Raw genomic sequence first — 22,349 nt, forward strand, 5'->3', positions numbered from 1 at the left:
CGTACCGGGCTCGTGCAAACTCATGGGAACGTTCACAGCCTGACGCTAATGGTGCCATGGCTGCAATGATCATCCGGGGGCAGGGCATGGCATTTCCGAACGCGCGCAGGCTGGTCAGACCCGCCTTGATCGCGGCACTGGCGTTGGGTTCGGCGGCGGTGCAGGCCGATCCGGCCCAATGGCCGCAGGTGCACAGCCCGGCCGCGCTCACCGATCCGGCCACCGAAGCCCGCATCACCGCGCTGCTGGCGCGGATGACATTGCGCCAGAAGATTGGCCAGATGATCCAGGGCGACCTGAATGCCATCAAGCCTTCGGAACTGAAGCGCTATCCGCTGGGGTCGATCCTGGCGGGCGGCAATGGCGGGCCTTACAATATCGAACGCGCCGATGCCGCGACCTGGGCGCGGCTGGTCGGCGAATTCCGCACCGCCTCGCGCCGCAGCGGGGCGGGCGTGCCGATCTTGTTTGGCGTGGACGCCGTGCATGGCCATTCCAACCTGCCGGGCGCCACCATCTTTCCGCACAATATTGGTCTCGGCGCGGCGCGCGATCCCGATCTGATCCAGCGCATTGGTGCCGTAACGGCTGCCGAACTGGCCGGCAGCGGCATTGATTGGACCTTTGCGCCCACGCTGGCGGTGCCGCAGGATCTGCGCTGGGGCCGCAGCTACGAAGGCTATAGCGCCGATACCGCGATCACCGCCGCCTATGCCCGGGCCTTGACGCTGGGCCTGCAGGGTCCGCTCGTCGCAGGGCAGCCGTTGGCGGCCGACAAGGTGGCGGCCACCGCCAAACATTATGTCGCCGATGGCGGCACCGATGGCGGCAAGGATCAGGGCGATGCCCGCATCAGCGAAGCTGACCTGGTGAAGACCCATGCCACCGGCTATTTCCCGGCGATCGAGGCCGGCGTGCTGGGTGTGATGGCCAGTTTTTCCAGCTGGAATGGCGTCAAGGCGCACGGCAACCAATATCTGCTCACCGATGTGCTGAAAGGCCGGCTGGGCTTCACCGGCCTGGTGGTCGGCGATTGGAACGGCCAGGGCCAGTTGCCTGGCTGTACGGTCAATGATTGCCCGCTTACCTTCAATGCCGGGCTTGATCTGGTGATGGCGCCTGACAGCTGGAAGGGCATGTTTGACAGCACGTTGCGACATGTGAAGCGCGGCACCATCCCGATGGCGCGCGTGGATGATGCCGTGCGTCGCATCCTGCGCGTGAAGCTGGCGCTGGGCCTGCTGGATGACAAGCCGGTGGAGCGTGGCAACCCGGCGGTGATCGGCACGCCTGCCCATCTGGCCGTGGCGCGCGAGGCAGTGGCCAAATCATTGGTGCTGTTGAAGAACAACGGCGGCGTGTTGCCGATCCGCCCCGGCGCCCGCGTGTTGGTGGCCGGCCCCGGTGCCAACGACATGGCGATGCAGACCGGCGGCTGGACGGTGACCTGGCAGGGCACTGACACCCAGCCCGCGGATTTTCCCAAGGGCAACACCATCGGCAAGGCCATTGCGGCGGCCGTGACAGAAGCCGGCGGCACCGCCGAGGTGGTGCACGACGGCGCCTTTGCCAATCGGCCCGATGTCGCCATCGTGGTGTTTGGTGAGCAACCCTATGCCGAGTTTCAGGGCGACATGCCCGACCTGGCCTTCCGCGCCCTGTCGGGCGAAGAGGAACTGGTGGCGCGGTTGAAGGCACAGGGCGTCAAAATCGTGTCGGTGTTCCTGTCGGGCCGGCCGCTGTTCGTGCCCCGGCTGATGAACGCTTCGGATGCCTTTGTCGCGGCCTGGTTGCCTGGTTCGCAGGGGGAAGGGGTTGCCGATGTGCTGGTTGCCCGCCGCGATGGCAAGCCGGCACGCGATTTCACCGGCCGCCTGCCGTTTGCCTGGCCGGATGATGCCCGCTCGCCCGTGACCAAACCGCTGTTCCCCGTTGGCCATGGCCTTGATTATCAAAGCAATGTCACGCTTGCCGCCGTGAACGAGGATCCGCGCGTTGATCTGTCGGCGATGGCCAATGAAGACAGTTACATGGTGCGCGGCAAGGTGCCGGCGCCGTGGCGGCTGGGGGTGGACAGTGCGGTGACCGCGCGCGCCATTGACCTTTCGGCCCAGGAGGATGCCCGCCAGTTCCGCTGGACGGCGGCCGGTGCCATTGCCATCGATGGCCCACCGGTGGGCCTGACGCGCCAGGCCACGGGCGGCCTGGCGCTCAGCCTTGATTGGCGGGTGGATGATGTGGCGCCGGGCCCGGTGCAATTGGCCATGGCTGGCGGTACGCTGGATATCACGGCGGCTGTGAAGGGCAGTCCCAAGGGCATGGTGACCAATCTGGTGGTACCACTGACCTGCTTTGCCCAGGCCGGCGGCGATCTCGCCCATGTCGGCACGCCACTGCGGCTGAGCGCGCCAGCCGGTTTTGGCATCACTCTGCGCACCGCGCGGTTGACGCAGCTGACCAGCCTGTCACCTTGTCCGCCAATTGTTGCGAAGGGCAAATAAGGGGGATTCGCCTTGTCCATGCCGGCCACGCCAGCCGCGCCGCGGGCCAACAGCGCTGCTGTTGCCTATGATGCGCGCCTGCAAGTCTTTGTGTTTGCGCTGTTCTTCATCTTTGGCGGCATCACCAGCCTCAATGATGTGATCATCCCCAAGCTGAAGGAGCTGTTCACCCTCAGCTATACCCAGGCCATGCTGGTGCAGTTCTGCTTCTTCACCGCCTATGCCGTGGTGGGCATTCCCGGTGCGCGGCTGGTCAAGCGCATCGGCTACATGCGCGGGGCCGTCGCCGGCTTGTGCCTGATGATGCTGGGCTGCCTGATGTTCATCCCGGCCAGCCAGACCGCGGCCTATCCGCTGTTTCTTGCGGCGCTGTTCGTGCTCGCCAGCGGTGTGGTGATCGTGCAGGTGGTGGCCAACCCGTTGATTTCCATGCTGGGCAAGCCGGAAACCACCCACAGCCGCCTGACCTTTGCCCAGGCGTTCAACTCGCTGGGCACAACCGTATTTCCCTATTTCGGGGCGATCCTGATCCTGGGCGCGCTGGCCAGCCAATCGGCCGAGACGCTGTCGGGCGCGGCGCTGGATGCCTATCGCACCGCCGAAAGCCAGGCCATCGTGAATGGTTATCTGGGGCTGGCCGCCGCGCTTGCGGTGGTGGCCGGCGTGGTCTGGATGTTCCGCAACAGCCTGAAGGGCGAACAGCATGAGGCATCGTCTGGCCTTGCCGGGCTGGATTTGCTGCGCCAGTCGCGCTTTGGTTTCGGGGCGCTGTGCATCTTCCTTTATGTCGGTGCCGAGGTGTCGATCGGTTCGCTGATCGTGTCTTATCTCAGCGATTCCAGGGTGATGGGCCTTTCGGGTGAAGAGGCCGGCAAGCTGATCGCCTGGTATTGGGGTGGGGCGATGGTGGGCCGCTTTGTCGGCTCGGCGGTGCTGCGGCTGGTGGCTCCGGGCAAGGTGCTGGCCTTTGTGGCGGTGGGCGCCATCACGCTGATCGCGGTTTCGACCCAGACCAGCGGCACGCTGGCCGGGTACAGCCTGCTGGCCATTGGTTTGATGAACGCCATCATGTTCCCGACCATCTTCAGCCTGGCCTGTGAAGGGCTGGGCCCGCGTTCGGCGGATGGGTCGGGCATCATCAACGTCGCGATCTTTGGCGGCGCGGTGATCCCGCTGCTGACCGGCTTTCTGGTCGATGGCACCGGGAGCATCGCCATCGGCCTTGCGTTGCCGGCGGTCTGCTATGCCATCATCGCGATGTTCGGTGTGAAGACCGCCCGCGAACCGGCTGTTATTTGACGATTTTCAGGAATGACTGGTGGAGTAGAGGGGAATCGAACCCCTGACCTCAGCAGTGCGATTGCTGCGCTCTCCCATCTGAGCTACTACCCCGCACCAGTTCTGGCCCCTGCGATGCAGGGGCCGTCCGTATAGCGCGCCAGACGCTGTTTGCAACGCCCTATTTCACGGCAAAGCCATTGTTGAGGAAGGCTTCCGCAATGGCGGCATGGAAGGCGGCGCCGCGGGCCATGGCGGCTTCATCAAGGTGCATGTGGCTGCTGTGCAGGCCGCAGCAGGCGCGCCAGTCACTGCCTTCGGGCGCGACGCCCAGGAAGAACATGGCGCCGGGCACCTTTTCCAGCACATAGGCGAAATCCTCCGCCCCCATGATCGGGTGTGCCAGATCCTGCCAATATGTGTCACCAAACAGCTCGCGGGTGACCGCGGCGCCCAGTGCGGTGGCCGCGGCATCGCAGCGGGTGACCGGAAAGCCGGGGATGATGTCGATTTTGGCGTCTGCCCCGTGGGCGGCGGCGATTCCGGCGGCGAGGCGGGGAATGCCGGCGTGGAGTTTGGCGCGGGTTTCAGCCGAAAGCGTGCGCATCGTGCCATAGAGCAGGGCGGTTTCGGGGATGACATTGTCGGTCGTGCCGGTGCTGATCTGGCCGATGGTGATGACGGCGGGATCAAACACGCTGATCTGCCGGGTGACGAATGTCTGCAGCGCCAGCGCGATTTCGCAGGCGATGGGCACCGGGTCGAGCGCATCGTGCGGCATGGAGGCGTGGCCGCCACGGCCGGTGATGGTGATGCGCAATTTGTCATTGCTGGCCAGCAGCGGCCCGGCGCGGCCGGCAATCACGCCCCACGGCGCGTTGGGCATGATGTGGAGCGCGAAGGCGGCATCGGGGAGGGGGGCGATCAGGCCATCATCCAGCATGAAGCGGGCGCCGTGGTGGCCTTCCTCGCCGGGCTGGAACATGAACATCACGCTGCCGGCCAACTGGTCCCGCCGTTCGCACAGCAACCGCGCCGCACCGGCCAGCATGGCGACATGGGCATCATGGCCGCAGGCGTGCATGGCCCCCGGAACGCCGGAAGCGAAATCCAGCCCGGTTTCCTCCGCCATCGGCAGCGCATCCGAATCGCCGCGCAACAGCACGGTGCGGCCGTTGGCGGGGCCTTTCAGCGTCGCGATGATGCCGCTGGTTGACGGGCCGGTACGGAACTCGAGCGGCAGGCCGGCCAGCGCCGCCATGATCTTTTCGGCAGTGCGCGGGTTGTGCAGGCCCAGTTCGGGTTCGGCATGGATGGCGCGGCGGAGCGCGATCATGTCGGGCAGGATGGCTTCGGCTGCTTGGGTCCAATCGGTCATGCGGCAACGCTAGCGCCTTCCCACGGCTGCCGCCACCCGCTACGCCGCCGCCATGCATGACGCCATCATCCTGGGGGCCGGCGGGGCCGGGTTGTTCTGTGCCGCAACGGCGGGTCAGGCCGGTGCGCGGGTGCTGGTGTTGGATCACAACCAGGAACCGGGCAAGAAAATCCTGATCTCCGGCGGCGGGCGCTGCAATTTCACCAATGTCGGGGCGGTGCCGGACCGGTATCTGAGCGAAAACCGCCACTTCGCCCGTTCCGCCCTGTCGCGCTACACCCCGGCGGATTTCGTCGCGTTGGTGGAAAAGCACCGCATCGCCTATCACGAAAAAACGCTGGGCCAGTTGTTCTGCGATGGCTCCGCCCGGCAGATCGTGGCGCTGTTGATGGACGAATGCGCGGCCGGCGGAGTCGATTTCGCCTTTGGCGCCAGCATCAGCGATGTCACCCACGCCGATGGCCTGTTCAGCGTCACCACCAGTGCCGGCCGCTTCACCGCCCCCAACCTGGTGATTGCCACCGGCGGGCCGGCCATTCCCAAGCTGGGCGCGACCGGCTTTGCCTATCAGTTGGGCAAGCAGTTCGGTTGTCGGATCATTCCGCCGCGCCCGGCGCTGGTGCCCTTCACCCTGCCACAGGGGGAGAATCTGTTCCGCGAGCTGGCCGGAGTCGCCGCCGAGGTGGTGGCCAAAGCCGGCAAGACCGCCTTCCGCGAGGCGGCGCTGTTCACCCACAAGGGGCTTTCCGGCCCGGCGATGTTGCAGGTGTCGAGTTATTGGCGGCATGGCGAGGCGATTGCGGTGGATTTCCTGCCCGATGCGCCGGCGGACTGGCTGCAGGCCGCGAAGCGCCAGCGGCCCAGGGCCGGGCTGAAGAGTGTGCTGGCCGCCGCGCTGCCGGAGCGGCTGGCCGAGGCGCTGTCGGCGCAGCTGGCGCTGCCGGGTGAACTGGGTGCGCAGAAGGATGCGGCGCTGGCGACCGCAATGGGCCGTCTCAAGGCCTGGGCCTTCCGCCCCGATGGCACCGAAGGCTTTGCCAAGGCCGAAGTCACGGCCGGCGGCATCGACACGGCCACCTTGAGCAGCCGCACGATGATGGCCAATCAGATTGGAGGGCTGTTCGCCATCGGCGAGGCAGTGGATGTGACAGGCTGGCTGGGTGGTTATAATTTCCAATGGGCCTGGGCGAGCGCCCATGCCGCCGGCCAGGCGATTGCGGAGAGGGTGCGCGGATGATGAGTTATGACGAGGTGGTGCTGGGCCGCCGTTCGATCCGGGGCTTTCTCGACAAGCCGGTGCCGATGGACCTCATCAAGGAAATCCTGACGCTGGCGATGCGCAGCCCGTCTTCGATGAACACCCAGCCGTGGAATTTCACCGTGGTGACCGGCGAGCCCCTGAACCGCATCCGTGCCGGCAACACCGAGCGCAACTTGGCCGGCATTCCGCACAGCCGCGAATTCCGCACTGGTGAGGCGTTTGCCGGCGTGCACCGGGAACGGCAGATCGGCGTGGCCAAGCAATTGTTTGCCGCCATGGGCATCGCCCGCGACGATGCCCCCGCCCGGCAGGATTGGGTGCTGCGCGGCTTCCGCCAGTTTGATGCGCCGGTGTGCGTGATCATCACCTATGACAAGGTGCTGGCCGGCAGCGACGACACGCCATTCGATTGCGGTGCCGTTTCGACCGCCCTGGTCAACGCCGCCTGGTCACGCGGGCTGGGCGCCGTGATCAACAGCCAGGGCATCATGCAATCCCCCGTGGTGCGCGAACATGCCGGCATTGCTGATGATCAGGTGATCATGAAGGCGATCGCGCTGGGTTGGCCGGATGAAAGTTTTCCGGCCAACGCCGTGGTGTCGGAGCGCAAGAGCGTTGATGAGGCGGCACGATTCGTCGGGTTCTGACGGGGGCTTTTTTGGGATCAGGCCAGCCGGTGCGGGCTGGGATCGCCCTGTTCGCGGGCCAATTGCTGCCACGCCGTGATCAGAGCGGCCTGAAATTCGCTGGCCATGGCCGGCGATGTTTGCCCGGTAAGGCTTGCCAGCTTCGCCAGCAACGGCCCATCCGGCAGGATCGCCAGTTCGGGTGCGATTGCTGCCCCGTCCAACCCGTGTGCGCGCGCCACCAGGCTGATGGCGCGCACACGCTGTTGAAAGCCGAACGCCTGCAACCGCGCTGTTTCCATCTCGGCCTTCTTGCGAAGGGCGCCGGCCATGTCCCAAACCATGGCTGCAGACTACAAGGTTCCCGGCGCCGGGGCCAGCCGGCCCGCCCTCACTCCACCATCAGGCCGACCACGCGCCAGCTGTCGCCTTCCTGCACCAGGGACAGGGTTTCGATGGCATCGGGCTTGCTGGCAAAATGGCTGCGGAAGCGGACCTGCCACAGGCCATTGGGCGGAGCTGGGACATAGGAGCTGCTGATCACATCGCGGCGGCTGGCCGGGCCGAGCGGGCCGTGCACGCGGGCAGCGGCTTCGGCCCAGCGGGCGCTGGTGTTGAGCGTGCGGAAGGCCTGGCCGGTGGCGTTCCAACTGCCGGCCCAATCGCCGGCATCGACCAGCGCCAGGAAACGCCGGGCAGCGGCGACCGGCGGGCTTTCGCCGGCCGCGGGGGTGACGGGTTCGGCCAGCGTCGCGGTGAGGGTGCCGGTGCTGGCCGAAGCGGCCGGGGCAGACGGATCGGCCGGCAAGGCCAGCGCGAGGATGGCGGCGAGCGACAGGGCAAGTGACATGGCGACAGCTCCGGTTTGCCAGCCGGGCCGGGGCCGCGGGCTGCGGGCGGCAGGCTGGTGCGGAACAGACTGGGCCGCTGCGGGCGGGATGGCTGCCCCCAAAGCCGGGTCCCCGAAATATTCGGGGGCTTCGATCTCGCGGAGCAGGCGGGCGGCCTCGCGGCTGCTCGACACGCCCAGTTTGCGCCGCGCGTCCCGCAGCCGTTCGTTGATGGTGTGCACCGAAAGCCCGAGGTGACGCGCAATGCTCTTGGCGTCATGCCCCTGGGCCAGCAGGCGCAGCGCCTCCTGTTCCTTGGGGGTGAGGGCGTTGGGGCCTTTGGTCATGGCGCAAGGGGTAGCCCTGGCCACGGCGCCGGGCCACCCTGAATTTTTCGTGTTCGACTGGCCCTAGCGCGGCTTGCAAGGCCATTTGGCCGCCAGCGCCTGCGATCTGGCCGCCATGGCCGAGATGCTGCGTGCCGCGGGATTTGCCTTCAGCCAGGCAAGGACGATGTCGCGGTGCATGGCGGGATCAAAATCCAGCGTGGGCGGGCAATAGGCCGGGGCCTGGCGCGGATCGCGCGGTTCAAACCAGCCATTGCCCTGGGCCGCGCCATTCAGCCACGCCAGGCACACCAGCTGCCGCCCGGAGTTGGCGGTACGGTCGCTGCACACCGCCTCGAGGTGGGCGCCGGTGCGCATGGCGACCGGATTGTCTGCCGCAGTCTGGGCAGCCGTGGCGCTGGCCAGGAAAAGCATGGCCCAGACGCTGAGGGGGACGAGATGGCGGATCATGGCTTTGCCGGGCAGGGATAGGCGGCGGCCATCGCGGTGCGATAGACCAGCAATGCCGGATCGGTGGCCTGCCTGGGATGGGCGGCCAACCAATCCAGCAGCGCGGCCTGCTGGGCGCTGATGTTGATACCGTCGGCCGGGCAGAAATCCGGGAACAGCACCGGGTTGCGGCTGCGATACCAATACCCCACTTGCGCAGCGCCATTGATCCAGCTGACGCACACAAGCTGGCGGCCGATATTGTCACGGGCGCCGCACATGGCCTGCAGATGGGCGCCGGTGGCCATCTGCAGCGGGTTGTCGGCAGCGGGCGCGGCACGGTCCACGCGGGGTGCCGCATGGGCGCTGCCGGCCAGCAGCAGCGCCAGCAGGACCGGCCGCATCACACCCCGTTTGCCTTGAAGTGCGCCAGCAGTTTGGCCCAGGCGTCTTGCCCGGCCGCCGCGTTGTAGCTGGGGCGATAATCGGCAAGGAAGCCGTGATCGGCGTTGGGGTAGAGGATGATGCTGCTCTTGCTGCCGGCCAGTTTCGCCTGCATCGCCTCCACATCCGCCACCGGGATGCCCTTGTCGAGCGCGCCATAGAGGCCGAGCACGGGGGCCTTCAATTCGGCCACCACATCCATCGGGAATTTGCGCCCCTCTGGGCCGGGGTTGCCCTTGAGGCCGCCGTACCAGGCGCCGGCGGCCTTGAGTTCCGGGAAGCGTGATGCGGCCATCCAGGTGATGCCGCCGCCCCAGCAGAAGCCGGTGATGGCGCGCTTTTTGGCGTTGACGAAATTCTGCGCCTCCAGCCAATCGAGCGTGGTTTTCGTGTCGCCCATCACCTGTTCCAGCCCGGCCTTGGCAACGATGGCGCGGATGGCGGTGAAATCGGTGAGCTTGGGCAGGGTCTTGTCGGGATCGCCGCGGAAGAAATATTCCGGCGCGATGGCGACATAGCCGGCCTGGGCAAAGCGGCGGCAGACATCCTGGATCCAGGCGTGCACGCCGAAAATCTCGTTCACCACGATGACGGCGGGGTGTTTGCCCTTCTTGGCCGGGCGCGCGACATAGGCGGGCAGACCGCCGGGCAGGGTTTCCCAGCCGGTGACAAGGCCAGTATCGGGCGTGCTGATCGGTTCGGCATTGGCCGCGATGTCAAACGCGGCATAGCCGGCCGCCAGCAGCAGCGCGCGGCGCGACAGGGCGAGATCGGCGGCTTCGGTGCCGTCCGGGCGGGTGAGCGTGGCCATGGTGAAATCCCCCGTGTTTGAGTCGAGGGCAAGATTAGGGCCACGGCCGGCCTGCGCCAATGGGATGCGTCACAACAGCAGCATGCCGGCGCTGGCCGCCGCCATCAGGGCGACCGCACCCCAGCCCAGCAGCGCCTGGCCGCCAGAGACGCGGAAACTGCCCATCACGCTGCGCCGGCTGGCCAGCAGCATGATCGCCAGCATCACCGGCACGGCGACAACGCCATTGGCCACCGCTGTCCAGAACAGGGCCTGCATGGCATCGATGCCGGCCAGATCAATCAGGAACGCGGCCAGCACCGAAACCGCGATGACACCATAGAAGCTGGCCGCCTCGCGCGGTTTCAGCTCCAGCCCGGCGCGCCAGCCCATGAGTTCGGCGAGCGCATAGGCAGCCGAACCGGCCAGCACCGGCACGGCGAGCAGGCCAGTGCCGATGATGCCGCAGGCAAACAGCGCGAAGGCGAATTCGCCGGCGATGGGCCGCAGCGCAGCCGCGGCATCGGCGGCCGTCGCGATCGGGTGGCCGGCGGCGCCGTGCAGCGTGGCGGCGGTGGCGGCGATGATGCACAGCGAGACGATCATGGTGACGAGGAAGCCCGCAGCGCTGTCGATCACCAGACGGTGGAGTTCATGGGCCGCGCCGCGCGGCCGGCGGGACAGCGGGGCGGCCCGGTGCAGCTGCATTTCCTCCAGTTCCTGCGCGCTTTGCCAGAAGAAGAGATAGGGGCTGATGGTGGTGCCCAGGATGGCGACGATGGTGGTGGCGCTGCCGGCCGGCAGGCTGGGCCACAGGCCGGCGGCAAATGCCGGCCACGGCACTCCGGCGACCAGCACCACGCCAACATAGGCAAACAGCGAGAGCGTCAGCCATTTCAGCAGCCCGACATAGCGGTGATAGGGCACGAACACCTGCAGGCCGAGCGACAGCAGGGCAAAGCCGGCCATGAGCGCCGTGCGATTGCCGCCCGCTACCAGCCGCGCGGCTTCAGCCATGGCGGCGATGTCGGCCGCGATGTTGAAGATGTTGGCGCCGAGCAGCAGCACCACCACCGCCCACACGGCGGCACGCGGCAGGCTGGCCTTCAGATTGGCGGCCAGGCCCTTGCCGGTGACGCGGGCGATTTCGGCGCAGGTGAACTGGAAGGCGGTGAGGAAGGGCCAGGCCAGCACCACAGGCCACAACAGGGCATAGCCATGGGTGGCGCCGGCCTGGGCATAGGTGGCGATGCCGGACGGATCATCATCGGCCGCCCCGGTGACCAGCCCCGGGCCCAGCGCCGACAGATAGGCCGGGCGCTTGAGCCGGTGGGCGAGGCCGGGGCGCTTGCCCGTCATGGGCGATAACGGATCAGCCCTTCCTGCATGACGCAGGCGATGGGGCGGCCGTTGATATCGTGCACGATGGCGCGGTTGGTACCGCGCCCGCCGGCGGCCATCGGCGAATCCTGATCAAACAGGTGCCATTGGTTCATGTCTGGCGTCTGGTTGAACCAGATGGCGTGATCGAGGCTGGCCGATTGCAGCGCCGGATTGGCCCAGCTGATGCCATGGGGGGCAAGGCAGGTGTCGAGCAGGGTCATGTCGCTGGCATAGGCGAACAGGCAGCGTTGCAGCACCGGATCGGCGGCCTGGTCGGGTGACAGGGCGGCGGCAAGACGAATCCAGTGGCGCTGCTGCGGCGGGCGTTTCTGCGGATTGAAGAAATCATCGTCGCCTTCGACTGCGCGCACATCGAGCGGCCGTTCGCGGGTGAGCCAGATGGTGCGCCAGGGTTCGGGCGCGTTGGGCGCGTTGCGGCGGGCCCAGTCCGAATCGCTTTCCAGGCCATCGGGGTGCGGCACGTCGGATGGTGGGGAGACGGCATGTTCGAGGCCGTCTTCCGGCACCTGGAAACTGGCGGCCATGTTGAAGATCGGCCGGCCCTTCTGGATGGCAATGATGCGGCGGGTGGTGAAGCCGGCGCCGTCGCGGTCCCGCTCCACCTTGTAGACGATGGGCAGCTTGGGATCGCCGGGGCGGATGAAATAGCTGTGCAGGCTGTGGCACAGACGCGGCTGTTCGACCGTGCGGCTGGCGGCCATCAGCGCCTGGGCGACCACCTGGCCGCCATAGACGCGGATCCAGCCTTCATCGGTGGACTGGCTGCGGAACAGATCGGTTTCCACCTCTTCGAGATTGAGGAGGGAGAGGAGGCGGGCAACGGCGCGGGTGGCGACGGCGTCGGGGGAGTCGGTGGTCATGCCCAACCTCCTAACCGATCGGCATTTGTCCACAACATGATTTGATATGATGCTTGACAGGGCGGCGCGGCGTCCATATCAGCGCGGCTCCGCAAGACACGCGGGTGTAGCTCAGTCGGTTAGAGCGTCGGCCTGTCACGCCGAAGGTCGCGGGTTCGAGCCCCGTCACTCGCGCCACTTGCCCTGAAAGTGGCGGCATGAAAAAGCCCCGCTGCCAGTGATGGCAGCGGGGCTTTTCATTTGGCCGTGTGGCGGCGGATCAGGCAGCGTCGGGCGTTGCCAGATTTTCCATTGGCCGCAGGCGATCCCATTCGCCGAATTCGTGCGCGATGCTGGCCTCCACCAATGTCTCCCACAATGCCTCGGCCAGGCCGGCGGGCAGACCGGCCTCGCTGGCGGCAGCAGCGGCGTTGGCGATGACCTGGGCCTTGCGCGCCTCGTCGCGCACGGCGCTGCGGGTTGGCTTGATGCGGGCAGCGGCGTTCATATAGCCAAAGCGGCGGGCGAGCAGGGCGACCAGTTCGCGATCAAGCGCGTCAACGCCGGCGCGCACCTCGATCATGGTCTGGCACTGCTCGGGCGGCTTCACGGTCATTTCACTCTCCAGCGGCCGGTGTTCATCCACAGCAGCACCGGCTTCAGCGGCGCGATCCAGGCAATGCCGGCCGCGGCATAGACCAGCAGTTCAACGAGACGCGGCATGCCCTGCAGCCAATCGGCCAGCGCCGCGATCAGCAATGCATAGACGACGATATACAGCACGATGCCCAGCATGCCGACCGGCTTGCGCCAGCTGGGTTCAGGGGGGATGCGGTGCGGGGACACGCTCATGGTGGGCGGCCTTAGCGATATTTGCGGCAGTCCACCAGCCGCTCCGGTGTCGCGATCAGGTCCAGCGGCATGTCCCACGGCTCGGCCGGCAGGGCCGGGGCAATCTGGCATTCCCAGGCAAGGCCGATGGCCCGAACCGGGCGGTGCTGGCGCAAGGCCACCAGCGCCCGGTCATAATAGCCGCGGCCCTGGCCCAACCGCACGCCGCCCAAGGTGACGGCGACCAGCGGCACCAGCAGCAGATCGGGTTCCACTTGGCGAGCGCTGGCTGGCGGTTCGGGAATGCCCTGAAACCCGGGCACCAGCGCGCTCCATTCCGCCTGGTGGAAGCTGATGTTGGGGCCGGCGACGCGCGGAAAGGCGTGCGGGCCGAGCTGCTTTTCGATCCACACCGGGTCAATCTCGTCGGCAACGGCGGCATAGCTGCCGGCCATGCGCACACCGGCCAGCGCCGGGGCGACCATCGCGGCCAGCTGGCGTTCCAGCCGTTCCCGCTCACCGGGGCCAAGGCTGGCGACAAAGGCCTTGCGGGCGGCGCGATATTGGCGGCGAAGGTCGGTCTTGGTCACTGGCTGCTCATGAAGGGTGTGGCGGGACCACCATGGGCCGTTGGACTTGAAGATCCTCTGACGCCAGTAACGTCAGGTGGGAACCAGTTGTGGTGAACCACGGTTCACCCAGGGCCAGCCCCCAATAGGATGATTATCGCCTCAGGGATGCTTGCTTGCTCGTACCGGGCAGTGCCCGCCACGTCTGGCTATAGGCGCTTGGGGCCGCCCGCTCAAGTGCGGGCAATCGCCTCAAGCCGTTCGACCAGCGCCGCCAACCGCGACAGGTCGAGGGCAGGGGCATCGACCGCCACCGCCGGGGGTGCCGGGGGATTGGCGCCGCGCGCTTCGGCCAATTCATCGGCCAGCATCAGGGACACCAGCACCAGCAGCTGGTTTTCCGGCAGCACGCCCAGCGCCGTCGTCAGCCGGTGGGCACGGGCCGACAATTCGTCGCCCAGGCGCGAGATGCGCGCTTCGTCGCCGTCGCGCGCCGGGATGCGATAGCTGCGGCCGGCGATGGTGAGCAGCGCCTGTCCCATCAGCCGTTCCCGGCCAGCAGCGCATCCAGCGCCGCCACGGTGTCGCTGGCCGCCGCCTCGATCCGGGCAAGGCGGGCGCGGTCGCCGGCCTGGGCCGTGCGCAGATCATTCAGGGCGGCCGCATCGGTGAGGCGGCGCCGCTCGATGGCACCAATTGCGCTTTCGAGTCGCGCCAACAGGCTTTCCAGCTCGGAAATGGCCATTCTCCCCGCCAAGCTCAACGGCTTGCACCGCGGACATAAGAGCAATTGTCAACGAGCGTCAAGAATCGCGCCGGTCAATTTCGCCGCGCGCCGCAGCAAAAGGTTGACGTTGCCGCCATGCTTCGGCCAAAGCCGCCCACGTCAATCCGTACTGCACTGCCACCCACGGTGGCGCCACACACAAGGACCGGCCGCGATGACCGATCTGAACCGCTGCGCCAATGCCATCCGGGCCCTGGCCATGGACGCGGTGGAGGCCGCCAACAGCGGCCATCCCGGCATGCCGATGGGCATGGCCGATGTGGCGACGGTGCTGTTTGCCAATCACCTGAAATTTGATCCGGCCGCGCCGCGCTGGCCGGATCGTGACCGGTTCGTGCTGTCGGCCGGCCATGGTTCGATGCTGATCTATGCGCTGCTGCACCTGACCGGCTATGCCCAGCCGACGCTGGATGACATCAAGCGCTTCCGCCAATGGCATTCGCCTTGCGCCGGCCATCCGGAAAACACCGAACTGCCCGGCGTGGAATGCACCACCGGGCCGCTGGGCCAGGGCCTGGCCATGGCGGTGGGCATGGCGATGGCCGAACGCCATCTGAACGGCGTCTTTGGTGACGGCCTGGTGGATCACCACACCTGGGTGATTGCCGGCGATGGCTGCCTGATGGAAGGCGTGAGCCAGGAGGCGATCAGCCTTGCCGGCCATCATCGCCTCGGCAAGCTCAAGGTCATCTGGGACGACAACCGCATCACCATCGATGGTGCCACCAGCCTTTCGACCTCGGAAGACATGGCGGCGCGCTTCGTGGCGGCCGGCTGGCATGTCGTGGCCTGCGACGGGCATGACATGGCCGATATCGACCGGGCGTTGACCGAGGCCAAGGCCGATCCGCGCCCCAGCCTGATCGCGGCGCGCACCACCATCGGCTTTGGCGCGCCGAAGAAGGCCGGCACCAGCGGCAGCCATGGCAGCCCGCTGGGCGCTGAGGAAATTGCGGGTGCCCGCGCCGCGCTGAACTGGCCGTATGGCCCGTTCGAGATTCCGGCCGATGTGAAGGCCTGGTGGGAAGGGCTGGGGGCGCGCGGTGCCGCCGCCCACGCCGCCTGGGCTGCGCGCCATGCCGCCGATCCCAACGCCGCCGAATTTGACCGCCGCATGGCCGGCCTGCCGGCGCCGGGCGATGCGCTGCCGCCGTTCACCGCCAGCTTGATCGCCAACCCGCCCAAGGTTGCGACCCGCAAGGCCAGCGAAATGGCGCTGGAGGTGTTGACGGCGGCCGTGCCCGAACTGGTTGGCGGCTCGGCCGACCTCACGGGGTCGAACAACACCCGCACCAAGGCCACCACCGCTTTCACGCCGGACACGCCCGACGGGCGCTATGTCTATTGGGGCATCCGCGAATTCGGCATGGCCGCCGCGATGAACGGCATGGCGCTGCACGGTGGCATCATTCCTTATGGCGGCACCTTCCTGGTGTTCAGCGATTATATGCGCAACGCCATCCGGCTTTCGGCCATTCAGCGCTGCCGCGTTGTCTATGTGCTCACCCACGATTCGATCGGTCTGGGCGAGGACGGGCCGACCCACCAGCCGGTGGAACATCTGCTGAGCCTGCGGGCCATTCCCAATCTGGCGGTCTATCGCCCGTGTGATGCGGTGGAGACGGCCGAGTGCTGGGGCCTGGCGCTGTCTGATGCCAGGCGGCCGTCGGTGCTGGCGCTGTCGCGCCAGAATCTGCCGCAGCTGCGCGGTGATGCCAGCGAGAACCGTTCGGCCAAGGGTGCCTATCGCCTGATTGCCGCCACCGCACCGCGCGCCGCCGTGCTGATCGCCACCGGTTCGGAAGTGCATATCGCGGCCGAAGCGGCGAAGCTGCTGGAAGCCGATGGCGTTGGCTGTGATGTGGTGTCCATGCCGTGCTGGGAAGCGTTTGCAGCGCAGGATGCCGCCTATCGCGCCGATGTGCTGCCGGCGGGCGTATTGAAGGTGTCGGTGGAAGCCGGCGTCACCCTGGGTTGGGAGCGCTGGACCGGCAGCGATGGCCTCAACATCGGGGTTGATCATTTTGGCGCTTCGGCGCCGGCCGAGCGGCTTTATGCCGAATATGGTTTGACCGCGCCGGCGATTGCCGCGCGGGTGAAGGCCCAAATGGGCCGCTGAGGAAGGACGAAGACATGGCTGTGAAGGTTGCAATCAACGGTTTCGGGCGCATCGGCCGCAACGTGCTGCGCGCCATCATCGAATCCGGCCGCACCGATATCGAGGTGGTGGCGATCAACGATCTGGCCAGCGCCCAGGCCAATGCCCGGCTGCTGGCGCGCGACAGCGTGCACGGCGCCTTCCCGGGCAGCGTGAGCGTGGATGGCGACGCCATCGTGGTGAATGGCAAGCGCATCGCCGTGACCGCCGAGCGTGACCCGGCCAAGCTGCCGCACGCGGCCATGGGTGTGGACGTTGCGCTGGAATGCACCGGTTTCTTCACCGATGCCGCCAAGGCCGGCGCCCATATCACGGCTGGTGCGAAGAAGGTGCTGATCTCCGCCCCCGGCAAGAATGTCGATCTGACCGTGGTGTATGGCGTCAACCACGGCAAGCTGGCCGCCGAGCACAATATTGTTTCCAACGCCTCGTGCACCACCAACTGTCTGGCGCCGGTGGCCATGGTGCTGGACCGCGAGTTCGGCATCGTGAAGGGCCTGATGACGACGGTGCACGCCTATACCAACGATCAGAAGATCCTCGACCAGATCCATGACGATCCGCGCCGCGCCCGCGCTGCCGCCCTGTCGATGATCCCCACCACCACCGGTGCTGCCCGCGCCGTGGGTGAGGTGCTGCCGCAATTGAAGGGCAAGCTGGATGGGTCGGCCATCCGCGTGCCGACCCCGAATGTGAGCGTGGTGGACCTGACCTTCGAAAGCGCCAAGGCGACGACGAAGGAGGAGATCAACGCCGCGCTGGCTGCGGCCGCCAATGGCGAACTGAAGGGCGTGCTGGACTTTGCCGTCGAGCCGCTGGTGAGCATCGATTTCAACCACAGCCCGGCCTCGTCCACCGTGGACAGCCTGGAAACCGCGGTGATCGGCGGCAATCTGGTGCGCGTGCTGGCCTGGTATGACAATGAATGGGGCTTCTCCAACCGCATGGCCGACACGGCGGTTGCCATGGGCAAGTTCCTCTGAACCATGGCCGGCTTTCGCACCATCGATGACATGCCGGCGCTGGCCGGCAAGACCGTGCTGGTCCGCGCCGATCTGAACGTGCCGATGGCGGACGGTGTCGTGGGCGATGACACCCGCCTGCGCGCGGCCGTGGCCACCATCGCAGGGCTCGCCGATGCCGGCGCGCGTGTGGCGGTGCTGTCGCACTTTGGCCGGCCCAAGGGGCGCGACGCGAAGAACAGCCTGAAGCCGGTGGCGGCTGCCCTGGCCGGCGTGCTGGGCCGCGATGTGGCCTTCATCGATGATTGCGTGGGCGAAGCCGCGGCGGCGGCGCTGGCCGCCCTGCCAGAAGGCGCGGTGGCGGTTCTGGAAAACACCCGCTTCCATGCCGGGGAGGAGGCCAATGATCCGGCCTTCGTGGCCGAACTGGCGAAGCTGGGCGATTTTTATGTGAACGATGCCTTTTCGGCCGCGCATCGCGCCCATGCCAGCACCGAAGGCCTGGCCCATCATCTGCCGGCCTTTGCCGGCCGCACGATGGAGGCCGAGCTGAAGGCGTTGCAGGCGGCGCTTGGCACGCCGAAGCGGCCGGTGGCGGCCGTGGTCGGCGGTGCAAAGGTGTCGAGCAAGATCGATGTGCTCACCAATCTGGTTGGCAAGGTTGATCATCTGATGATCGGCGGCGGCATGGCCAACACCTTCCTGGCGGCGCGCGGCATCGATGTCGGCAAATCGCTGTGCGAGCATGATCTGAAGGCCACTGCGCTCGACATCATGGCGCGGGCCGAGGCAGCGGGCTGCACCATCCATCTGCCCTATGACGTGGTGGTGGCCAAGGAATTCAAGGCGCAGGCCGAGAACCGCGTTGCCAATATCCATGACATCGCGGCCGACGAGATGGTGCTGGACATCGGCCCGGCGGCGGTCGAGGCCCTCGCTGATGCCCTGAAGACATGTGCGACCTGCGTGTGGAACGGGCCGCTGGGCGCGTTTGAAATCGCGCCGTTCGATGCCGCCACGGTGGCGCTCGCCCGCACGGCCGCCGCGTTGACGCAAGGCGGCACGCTGCTGACCGTGGCCGGTGGTGGCGACACGGTGGCGGCGCTGGCCCATGCCGGCGTGACCCAGGATTTCAGCTTCATTTCGACTGCCGGCGGCGCCTTCCTGGAATGGATGGAAGGCAAGGCTTTGCCCGGCGTCGTTGCACTTCAGCATTGAGAAGAGGGGGATTTATGTCGATCACGCCGACCGTGAAGGCCATCCTGGCCAATTATGAGAGCGACAATCCCGGCACCAAGGCCAACATCGCCCGCATGCTGATGCAGGGCCGGCTGGGCGGCACCGGCAAGATGGTGATCCTGCCCGTGGACCAGGGCTTCGAACATGGCCCGGCGCGCAGCTTTGCGCCCAACCCCGATGCCTATGACCCCCACTATCACTACCAGCTGGCCATCGATGCCGGCCTGTCGGCCTATGCCGCGCCGCTGGGCATGCTGGAGGCCGGCGCCGACACGTTCGCTGGCCAGATCCCGACCATCCTGAAGGTGAACAGCAGCAACAGCTGGGCCACCGGCATCAACCAGGCCGTCACCGGCACCGTGCACGATGCGCTGCGCCTGGGCTGCGCCGCCATCGGCTTCACCATCTATCCGGGTGCGGATGATGTGTTCGACATGATGGAGGAATTCCGCGAACTGGCCGCCGAAGCCAAGTCGGTGGGCCTCGCCACCGTGCTGTGGAGCTATCCGCGTGGCGGCAAGCTGTCGAAGGATGGCGAGCTGGCGCTCGACGTCGGCGCCTATGCAGCGCACATGGCGGCGCTGCTGGGGGCGCACATCATCAAGGTGAAGCTGCCGACCGCGCATATCGAGCAGAAGGATGCGGTGAAGGCCTATGAGGGCGGCGACTGGTCGACGCAGGCCAAGCGCGTTTCCCATGTGGTCAAATCCTGCCTGAACGGCCGCCGGCTGGTGGTATTCTCGGGCGGCGCCACCAAGGGCACCGATGCCGTGTATGACGATGCCTATGCCATCCGCGACGGCGGCGGCAACGGCAGCATCATCGGCCGCAACACCTTCCAGCGCCCGCGCGCCGAAGCCATGGCGATGCTGGACAAGATCATCGACATCTATCTCGGCAAGGCGTGAGGGCAGGGCGCTCGCAGAACAAGCGCTCGTCATCCTGAACTTGTTTCAGGATCCATTGGAGTCAGCCCCCAGGTGCCCGCTTCTGGAGTCGCCCGCCCATGGATGCTGAAACAAGTTCAGCATGACGAAGGTATGATGTGATGACCGACAACGACGAACTGATCCCGCTGCCGGCCGAGTTTGCTGATCGCTTCGATCAGGAAGACCGTCCGGCGTGCCAGCTGTATGTCGTCTCGCCCGCGCGCATAGAAATCCCGGCCTTCATTGACAGCCTGAAGGCGGCGCTGGACGGCGGGCCGGTTGCGGCGTTCCAGTTGCGGTTGAAGGATGTTTCCGACGACATGGTGCTGCGCGCCTGCGAGGCGTTGCTGCCGGTCTGCAATGATCGCGATGTCGCCTTCATCCTGAACGATCGCGCCGATCTGGCCAAGCGCGCTGGCGCCGATGGCGTGCACCTGGGGCAGGGCGATGGCAGCCTGGCCGAAGCGCGCGCATTGCTGGGCGCGGGCGCGCAGATCGGCCGCACCTGCCACGACAGCCGCCATCTGGCCATGGAAGCCGGCGAGCAGGGCGCCGATTATGTGGCGTTCGGCGCCTTTTACGATACCACCACCAAGCCCAGCCATTATCGCCCGCAACCGGAAATCCTCAGCTGGTGGATCACGCTGAGCCAGCTGCCCTGTGTCGCCATCGGCGGCATCTTCCCGCACAATGCCGCGCCGCTGGTGGATGCCGGCGCCGATTTCATCGCCGTCGTCCGCGCCGTGTGGGAGCATGAGGGCGGGCCCGGTGCCGGTGTGGCGGCGTTCGGCGAGGTGCTGGGCTGGTAATCGGCGACGGCTTCGGTTAAGGGCCGCCCGTTCTTTCGCATTCCCGTTCCCCACGCCCGGCCGGCACTTGCTGGCCGCAAGGATTTTGCCATGGTCGCCCATTCGTCCCTCATCACCGTCATGGAAAAGGCCGCGCGCAAGGCGTCGCCCAAGCTGCGGCGCGATTTCGGGGAGGTGGATGCGCTGCAGGTCAGCCGCAAGGGCCCGGCCGATTTCGTGTCCAATGCCGACAAGGCCGCCGAAGCCGCCGTGGTGGAGGTGTTGCGCCACGCCCGGCCGGATTGGGGCCTTTGCCTAGAGGAGGGCGGCGAGATCAAGGGCGCCGATGAACGCTGCCGCTGGATTGTCGATCCGCTGGATGGCACGTCCAACTTCCTGCACGGCATCCCGCATTTCGCCATTTCCATCGCCGCCGAAGTGGATGGCGAGGTGGTGTCCGGCCTGATCCACCAGCCGCTGACGGGCGAAAGCTATTGGGCGGAGAAGGGGCGGGGGGCCTGGCTCAGCGACCGGCGGCTGCGCGTGTCGGGCCGGCGCGATCTGAATGATTGCCTGATCGCCACCGGCATCCCCTATCAGGGCCATGGCAACCGCGCCCAGTTCTCCGCCATCCTGGATGCGGTGATGCCGGAAGTGGCCGGTGTGCGCCGCTTTGGTGCCGCCAGCCTGGATCTGGCCTGGGTGGCGGCCGGGCGCTTTGACGGCTTCTGGGAAACCGGCCTGTCTTATTGGGATATTGCCGCCGGCATGCTGGTGATCCGCGAGGCCGGCGGCTTTGTGTCGGATTTCCGCGGTGGGCAGGACATGGTGACCCGGCGCGAGGTGGTGGCGGGCAACCAATCCATCCAGTCGCGCCTGCACAAGCTGGTGGCCGGCGCGCTGCGCTGAGGCCGGGCACCACCGGCCGAAATGATGACAAAATGTCGCATTTTTTGGGCTTGAGAGGTTGCCCCACCGGCAAGGGGCCGCTAATCATGGTGCATCGCAACAGCTGTTGAAGGCGCCCCCAGGCCATGTCGGCCATCGCATCTGAATATCTGCCGGTGCTGCTGTTCTTTGCAGTGGGCATCGCCTTTGCGCTGATCTTCGTCAGCGCCCCCATCGCCGTTTCGGCGCTCACCGGCACGGCCAAGCCCGAAGCGGTGAAATTGTCGGAATATGAAAGCGGTTTTCCCGCCTTTTCCGATGCGCGCGCCAAATTTGACGTGCAATTCTATCTGGTTGCCATCCTGTTCATCGTGTTCGACCTGGAAGCGGCCTTCCTCTTCCCCTGGGCGGTGAGCCTGCATTGGGGCGGGGAAAGCGCCTGGTGGGCGATGATGGAATTCCTGGGCGAACTGGCCATCGGCCTCGTCTACGCCTGGAAGGTGGGAGCGTTGGAGTGGGAGTGATGACGCCTCAGGAGGGAACCGGCGCCATCGCCCTGCCGGAAAACAACCGCGACCTGTTCCTGCGCGATGTCTCCCAGGAAGTGGCGGACAAGGGCTTTCTCGTCACCTCGACCGAGGATCTGTTCCACTGGGCCCGCACCGGCAGCCTGTGGTGGATGACGTTCGGCCTCGCCTGCTGCGCGGTCGAGATGATGCACACCAACATGCCGCGCTATGACATGGAGCGTTTTGGCATCGCGCCGCGCGCCTCGCCGCGCCAGTCGGACGTGATGATCGTTGCCGGCACGCTGTGCAACAAGATGGCCCCGGCGCTGCGCCGCGTCTATGACCAGATGGCCGAGCCGCGCTATGTCATCTCCATGGGCAGCTGCGCCAATGGCGGCGGCTATTATCACTACAGTTATTCGGTGGTGCGTGGGTGTGACCGGATCGTGCCGGTGGACATTTATGTGCCCGGCTGCCCGCCGACGGCCGAAGCCCTGCTTTATGGCATCCTCGCCCTGCAGCGGAAGATCCGCCGCGTCGGCGTGTTCGAACGGTAAGCAAG

The 22,349-nt window shown here is 66.7% G+C and carries 25 protein-coding genes and 2 tRNA genes; 13 read left to right on the forward strand and 14 right to left on the reverse strand.

The genetic code is table 11. The features are described from left to right. Positions 1–86: 86 nt before the first annotated feature. Together AC6BOR_RS00285 and AC6BOR_RS00290 are read left to right on the forward strand one after the other, a co-directional pair. Entirely contained in the window at positions 87–2,501 is a 2,415-nt protein-coding gene (locus AC6BOR_RS00285; protein WP_498059258.1) for a glycoside hydrolase family 3 protein, read from the forward strand. Between the two features lie 18 nt (positions 2,502–2,519). Further along, positions 2,520–3,800 (forward strand): sugar MFS transporter, encoded by a 1,281-nt coding sequence (locus AC6BOR_RS00290; RefSeq protein ID WP_498059259.1) that lies wholly within the window; start codon positions 2,520–2,522, stop codon positions 3,798–3,800. A gap of 17 nt (positions 3,801–3,817) precedes the next feature. Here AC6BOR_RS00290 and AC6BOR_RS00295 read toward each other — a convergent pair. Next, positions 3,818–3,893 (reverse strand) — tRNA-Ala (locus AC6BOR_RS00295). 67 nt (positions 3,894–3,960) lie between these two features. Then, the gene (locus AC6BOR_RS00300; RefSeq protein WP_498059260.1) at positions 3,961–5,157 is read right to left on the reverse strand and encodes a M20 metallopeptidase family protein; all 1,197 of its coding nucleotides are present in this window, start codon (positions 5,155–5,157) and stop codon (positions 3,961–3,963) included. Positions 5,158–5,209: 52 nt separating this feature from the next. On the opposite strand from AC6BOR_RS00300, the gene AC6BOR_RS00305 reads away from it, so the two are divergent. Both AC6BOR_RS00305 and AC6BOR_RS00310 read left to right on the forward strand, forming a co-directional pair. Then, complete coding sequence (locus AC6BOR_RS00305; RefSeq protein ID WP_498059261.1) at positions 5,210–6,394, forward strand: BaiN/RdsA family NAD(P)/FAD-dependent oxidoreductase; 1,185 nt, start codon at positions 5,210–5,212, stop codon at positions 6,392–6,394. Then, positions 6,394–7,065, forward strand: a complete 672-nt coding sequence (locus AC6BOR_RS00310; RefSeq protein WP_498060678.1) for a nitroreductase — start codon at positions 6,394–6,396, stop codon at positions 7,063–7,065. Before AC6BOR_RS00305 ends, AC6BOR_RS00310 begins: the two co-directional genes overlap by 1 nt. Before the next feature lie 17 nt (positions 7,066–7,082). Here the strand turns inward: AC6BOR_RS00310 and AC6BOR_RS00315 are convergent, their stop codons facing one another. From AC6BOR_RS00315 to AC6BOR_RS00345, 7 genes are all read right to left on the reverse strand, one after another. Further along, positions 7,083–7,376: a hypothetical protein gene (locus AC6BOR_RS00315; RefSeq protein ID WP_498059262.1), complete on the reverse strand. Its 294-nt coding sequence runs from the start codon at positions 7,374–7,376 to the stop codon at positions 7,083–7,085. Between the two features lie 59 nt (positions 7,377–7,435). After that, positions 7,436–8,221, reverse strand: coding sequence for a helix-turn-helix domain-containing protein (locus AC6BOR_RS00320; RefSeq protein ID WP_498059263.1), 786 nt, complete (start codon positions 8,219–8,221; stop codon positions 7,436–7,438). Between the two features lie 63 nt (positions 8,222–8,284). Beyond that, on the reverse strand, positions 8,285–8,671 hold the full coding sequence (locus tag AC6BOR_RS00325; protein WP_498059264.1) for a Rap1a/Tai family immunity protein: 387 nt from the start codon (positions 8,669–8,671) through the stop codon (positions 8,285–8,287). Continuing rightward, entirely contained in the window at positions 8,668–9,054 is a 387-nt protein-coding gene (locus tag AC6BOR_RS00330; protein WP_498060679.1) for a Rap1a/Tai family immunity protein, read from the reverse strand. The genes AC6BOR_RS00325 and AC6BOR_RS00330 overlap by 4 nt, the downstream gene beginning before the upstream one ends. After that, positions 9,054–9,905, reverse strand: a complete 852-nt coding sequence (locus tag AC6BOR_RS00335) for a dienelactone hydrolase family protein (RefSeq protein WP_498059265.1) — start codon at positions 9,903–9,905, stop codon at positions 9,054–9,056. Before AC6BOR_RS00335 ends, AC6BOR_RS00330 begins: the two co-directional genes overlap by 1 nt. 69 nt (positions 9,906–9,974) lie before the next feature. Continuing rightward, positions 9,975–11,243: an NRAMP family divalent metal transporter gene (locus AC6BOR_RS00340; RefSeq protein WP_498059266.1), complete on the reverse strand. Its 1,269-nt coding sequence runs from the start codon at positions 11,241–11,243 to the stop codon at positions 9,975–9,977. Continuing rightward, positions 11,240–12,148, reverse strand: coding sequence for an acyl-CoA thioesterase (locus AC6BOR_RS00345; RefSeq protein ID WP_498059267.1), 909 nt, complete (start codon positions 12,146–12,148; stop codon positions 11,240–11,242). Before AC6BOR_RS00345 ends, AC6BOR_RS00340 begins: the two co-directional genes overlap by 4 nt. A gap of 100 nt (positions 12,149–12,248) precedes the next feature. Between AC6BOR_RS00345 and AC6BOR_RS00350 the strand changes: the two genes are divergently transcribed. Next, a tRNA-Asp gene (locus tag AC6BOR_RS00350) sits at positions 12,249–12,325 on the forward strand. 82 nt (positions 12,326–12,407) lie between these two features. Here the strand turns inward: AC6BOR_RS00350 and AC6BOR_RS00355 are convergent. From AC6BOR_RS00355 to AC6BOR_RS00375, 5 genes are all read right to left on the reverse strand, one after another. Beyond that, a complete protein-coding gene (locus AC6BOR_RS00355; RefSeq protein WP_498059268.1) occupies positions 12,408–12,743 on the reverse strand; it encodes a chorismate mutase in 336 nt (111 codons plus the stop codon). Further along, complete coding sequence (locus tag AC6BOR_RS00360; RefSeq protein WP_498059269.1) at positions 12,740–12,979, reverse strand: DUF2842 domain-containing protein; 240 nt, start codon at positions 12,977–12,979, stop codon at positions 12,740–12,742. Before AC6BOR_RS00360 ends, AC6BOR_RS00355 begins: the two co-directional genes overlap by 4 nt. Before the next feature lie 11 nt (positions 12,980–12,990). Further along, positions 12,991–13,548, reverse strand: a complete 558-nt coding sequence (locus AC6BOR_RS00365; RefSeq protein WP_498059270.1) for a 5-formyltetrahydrofolate cyclo-ligase — start codon at positions 13,546–13,548, stop codon at positions 12,991–12,993. Between the two features lie 212 nt (positions 13,549–13,760). Beyond that, positions 13,761–14,069, reverse strand: a complete 309-nt coding sequence (locus tag AC6BOR_RS00370) for a cell division protein ZapA (RefSeq protein ID WP_498059271.1) — start codon at positions 14,067–14,069, stop codon at positions 13,761–13,763. Beyond that, positions 14,069–14,272 (reverse strand): hypothetical protein, encoded by a 204-nt coding sequence (locus tag AC6BOR_RS00375; RefSeq protein ID WP_086117370.1) that lies wholly within the window; start codon positions 14,270–14,272, stop codon positions 14,069–14,071. The genes AC6BOR_RS00370 and AC6BOR_RS00375 overlap by 1 nt, the downstream gene beginning before the upstream one ends. Before the next feature lie 196 nt (positions 14,273–14,468). On the opposite strand from AC6BOR_RS00375, the gene tkt reads away from it, so the two are divergent. From tkt to AC6BOR_RS00415, 8 genes are all read left to right on the forward strand, one after another. After that, positions 14,469–16,433: a transketolase gene (gene tkt, locus AC6BOR_RS00380; RefSeq protein ID WP_498059272.1), complete on the forward strand. Its 1,965-nt coding sequence runs from the start codon at positions 14,469–14,471 to the stop codon at positions 16,431–16,433. A gap of 14 nt (positions 16,434–16,447) precedes the next feature. After that, positions 16,448–17,455 carry a type I glyceraldehyde-3-phosphate dehydrogenase gene (gap, locus tag AC6BOR_RS00385; RefSeq protein WP_498059273.1) on the forward strand — a complete coding sequence of 336 codons (1,008 nt, stop codon included), beginning with the start codon at positions 16,448–16,450 and terminating at the stop codon, positions 17,453–17,455. A gap of 3 nt (positions 17,456–17,458) precedes the next feature. After that, entirely contained in the window at positions 17,459–18,652 is a 1,194-nt protein-coding gene (locus tag AC6BOR_RS00390; protein WP_498059274.1) for a phosphoglycerate kinase, read from the forward strand. 14 nt (positions 18,653–18,666) lie between these two features. Further along, a complete protein-coding gene (locus tag AC6BOR_RS00395) occupies positions 18,667–19,581 on the forward strand; it encodes a class I fructose-bisphosphate aldolase (RefSeq protein ID WP_498059275.1) in 915 nt (304 codons plus the stop codon). Positions 19,582–19,721: 140 nt separating this feature from the next. Next, positions 19,722–20,411: a thiamine phosphate synthase gene (gene thiE, locus AC6BOR_RS00400; protein ID WP_498059276.1), complete on the forward strand. Its 690-nt coding sequence runs from the start codon at positions 19,722–19,724 to the stop codon at positions 20,409–20,411. Between the two features lie 90 nt (positions 20,412–20,501). Beyond that, the gene (locus tag AC6BOR_RS00405) at positions 20,502–21,299 is read left to right on the forward strand and encodes an inositol monophosphatase family protein (RefSeq protein WP_498059277.1); all 798 of its coding nucleotides are present in this window, start codon (positions 20,502–20,504) and stop codon (positions 21,297–21,299) included. 125 nt (positions 21,300–21,424) lie between these two features. Further along, the gene (gene ndhC, locus AC6BOR_RS00410) at positions 21,425–21,802 is read left to right on the forward strand and encodes an NADH-quinone oxidoreductase subunit A (RefSeq protein ID WP_086117378.1); all 378 of its coding nucleotides are present in this window, start codon (positions 21,425–21,427) and stop codon (positions 21,800–21,802) included. After that, positions 21,802–22,344: a NuoB/complex I 20 kDa subunit family protein gene (locus AC6BOR_RS00415; RefSeq protein ID WP_094474089.1), complete on the forward strand. Its 543-nt coding sequence runs from the start codon at positions 21,802–21,804 to the stop codon at positions 22,342–22,344. Before ndhC ends, AC6BOR_RS00415 begins: the two co-directional genes overlap by 1 nt. Positions 22,345–22,349 lie beyond the last annotated feature (5 nt).

This window comes from Sandarakinorhabdus sp. FBCC-B8862 (assembly GCF_059745315.1).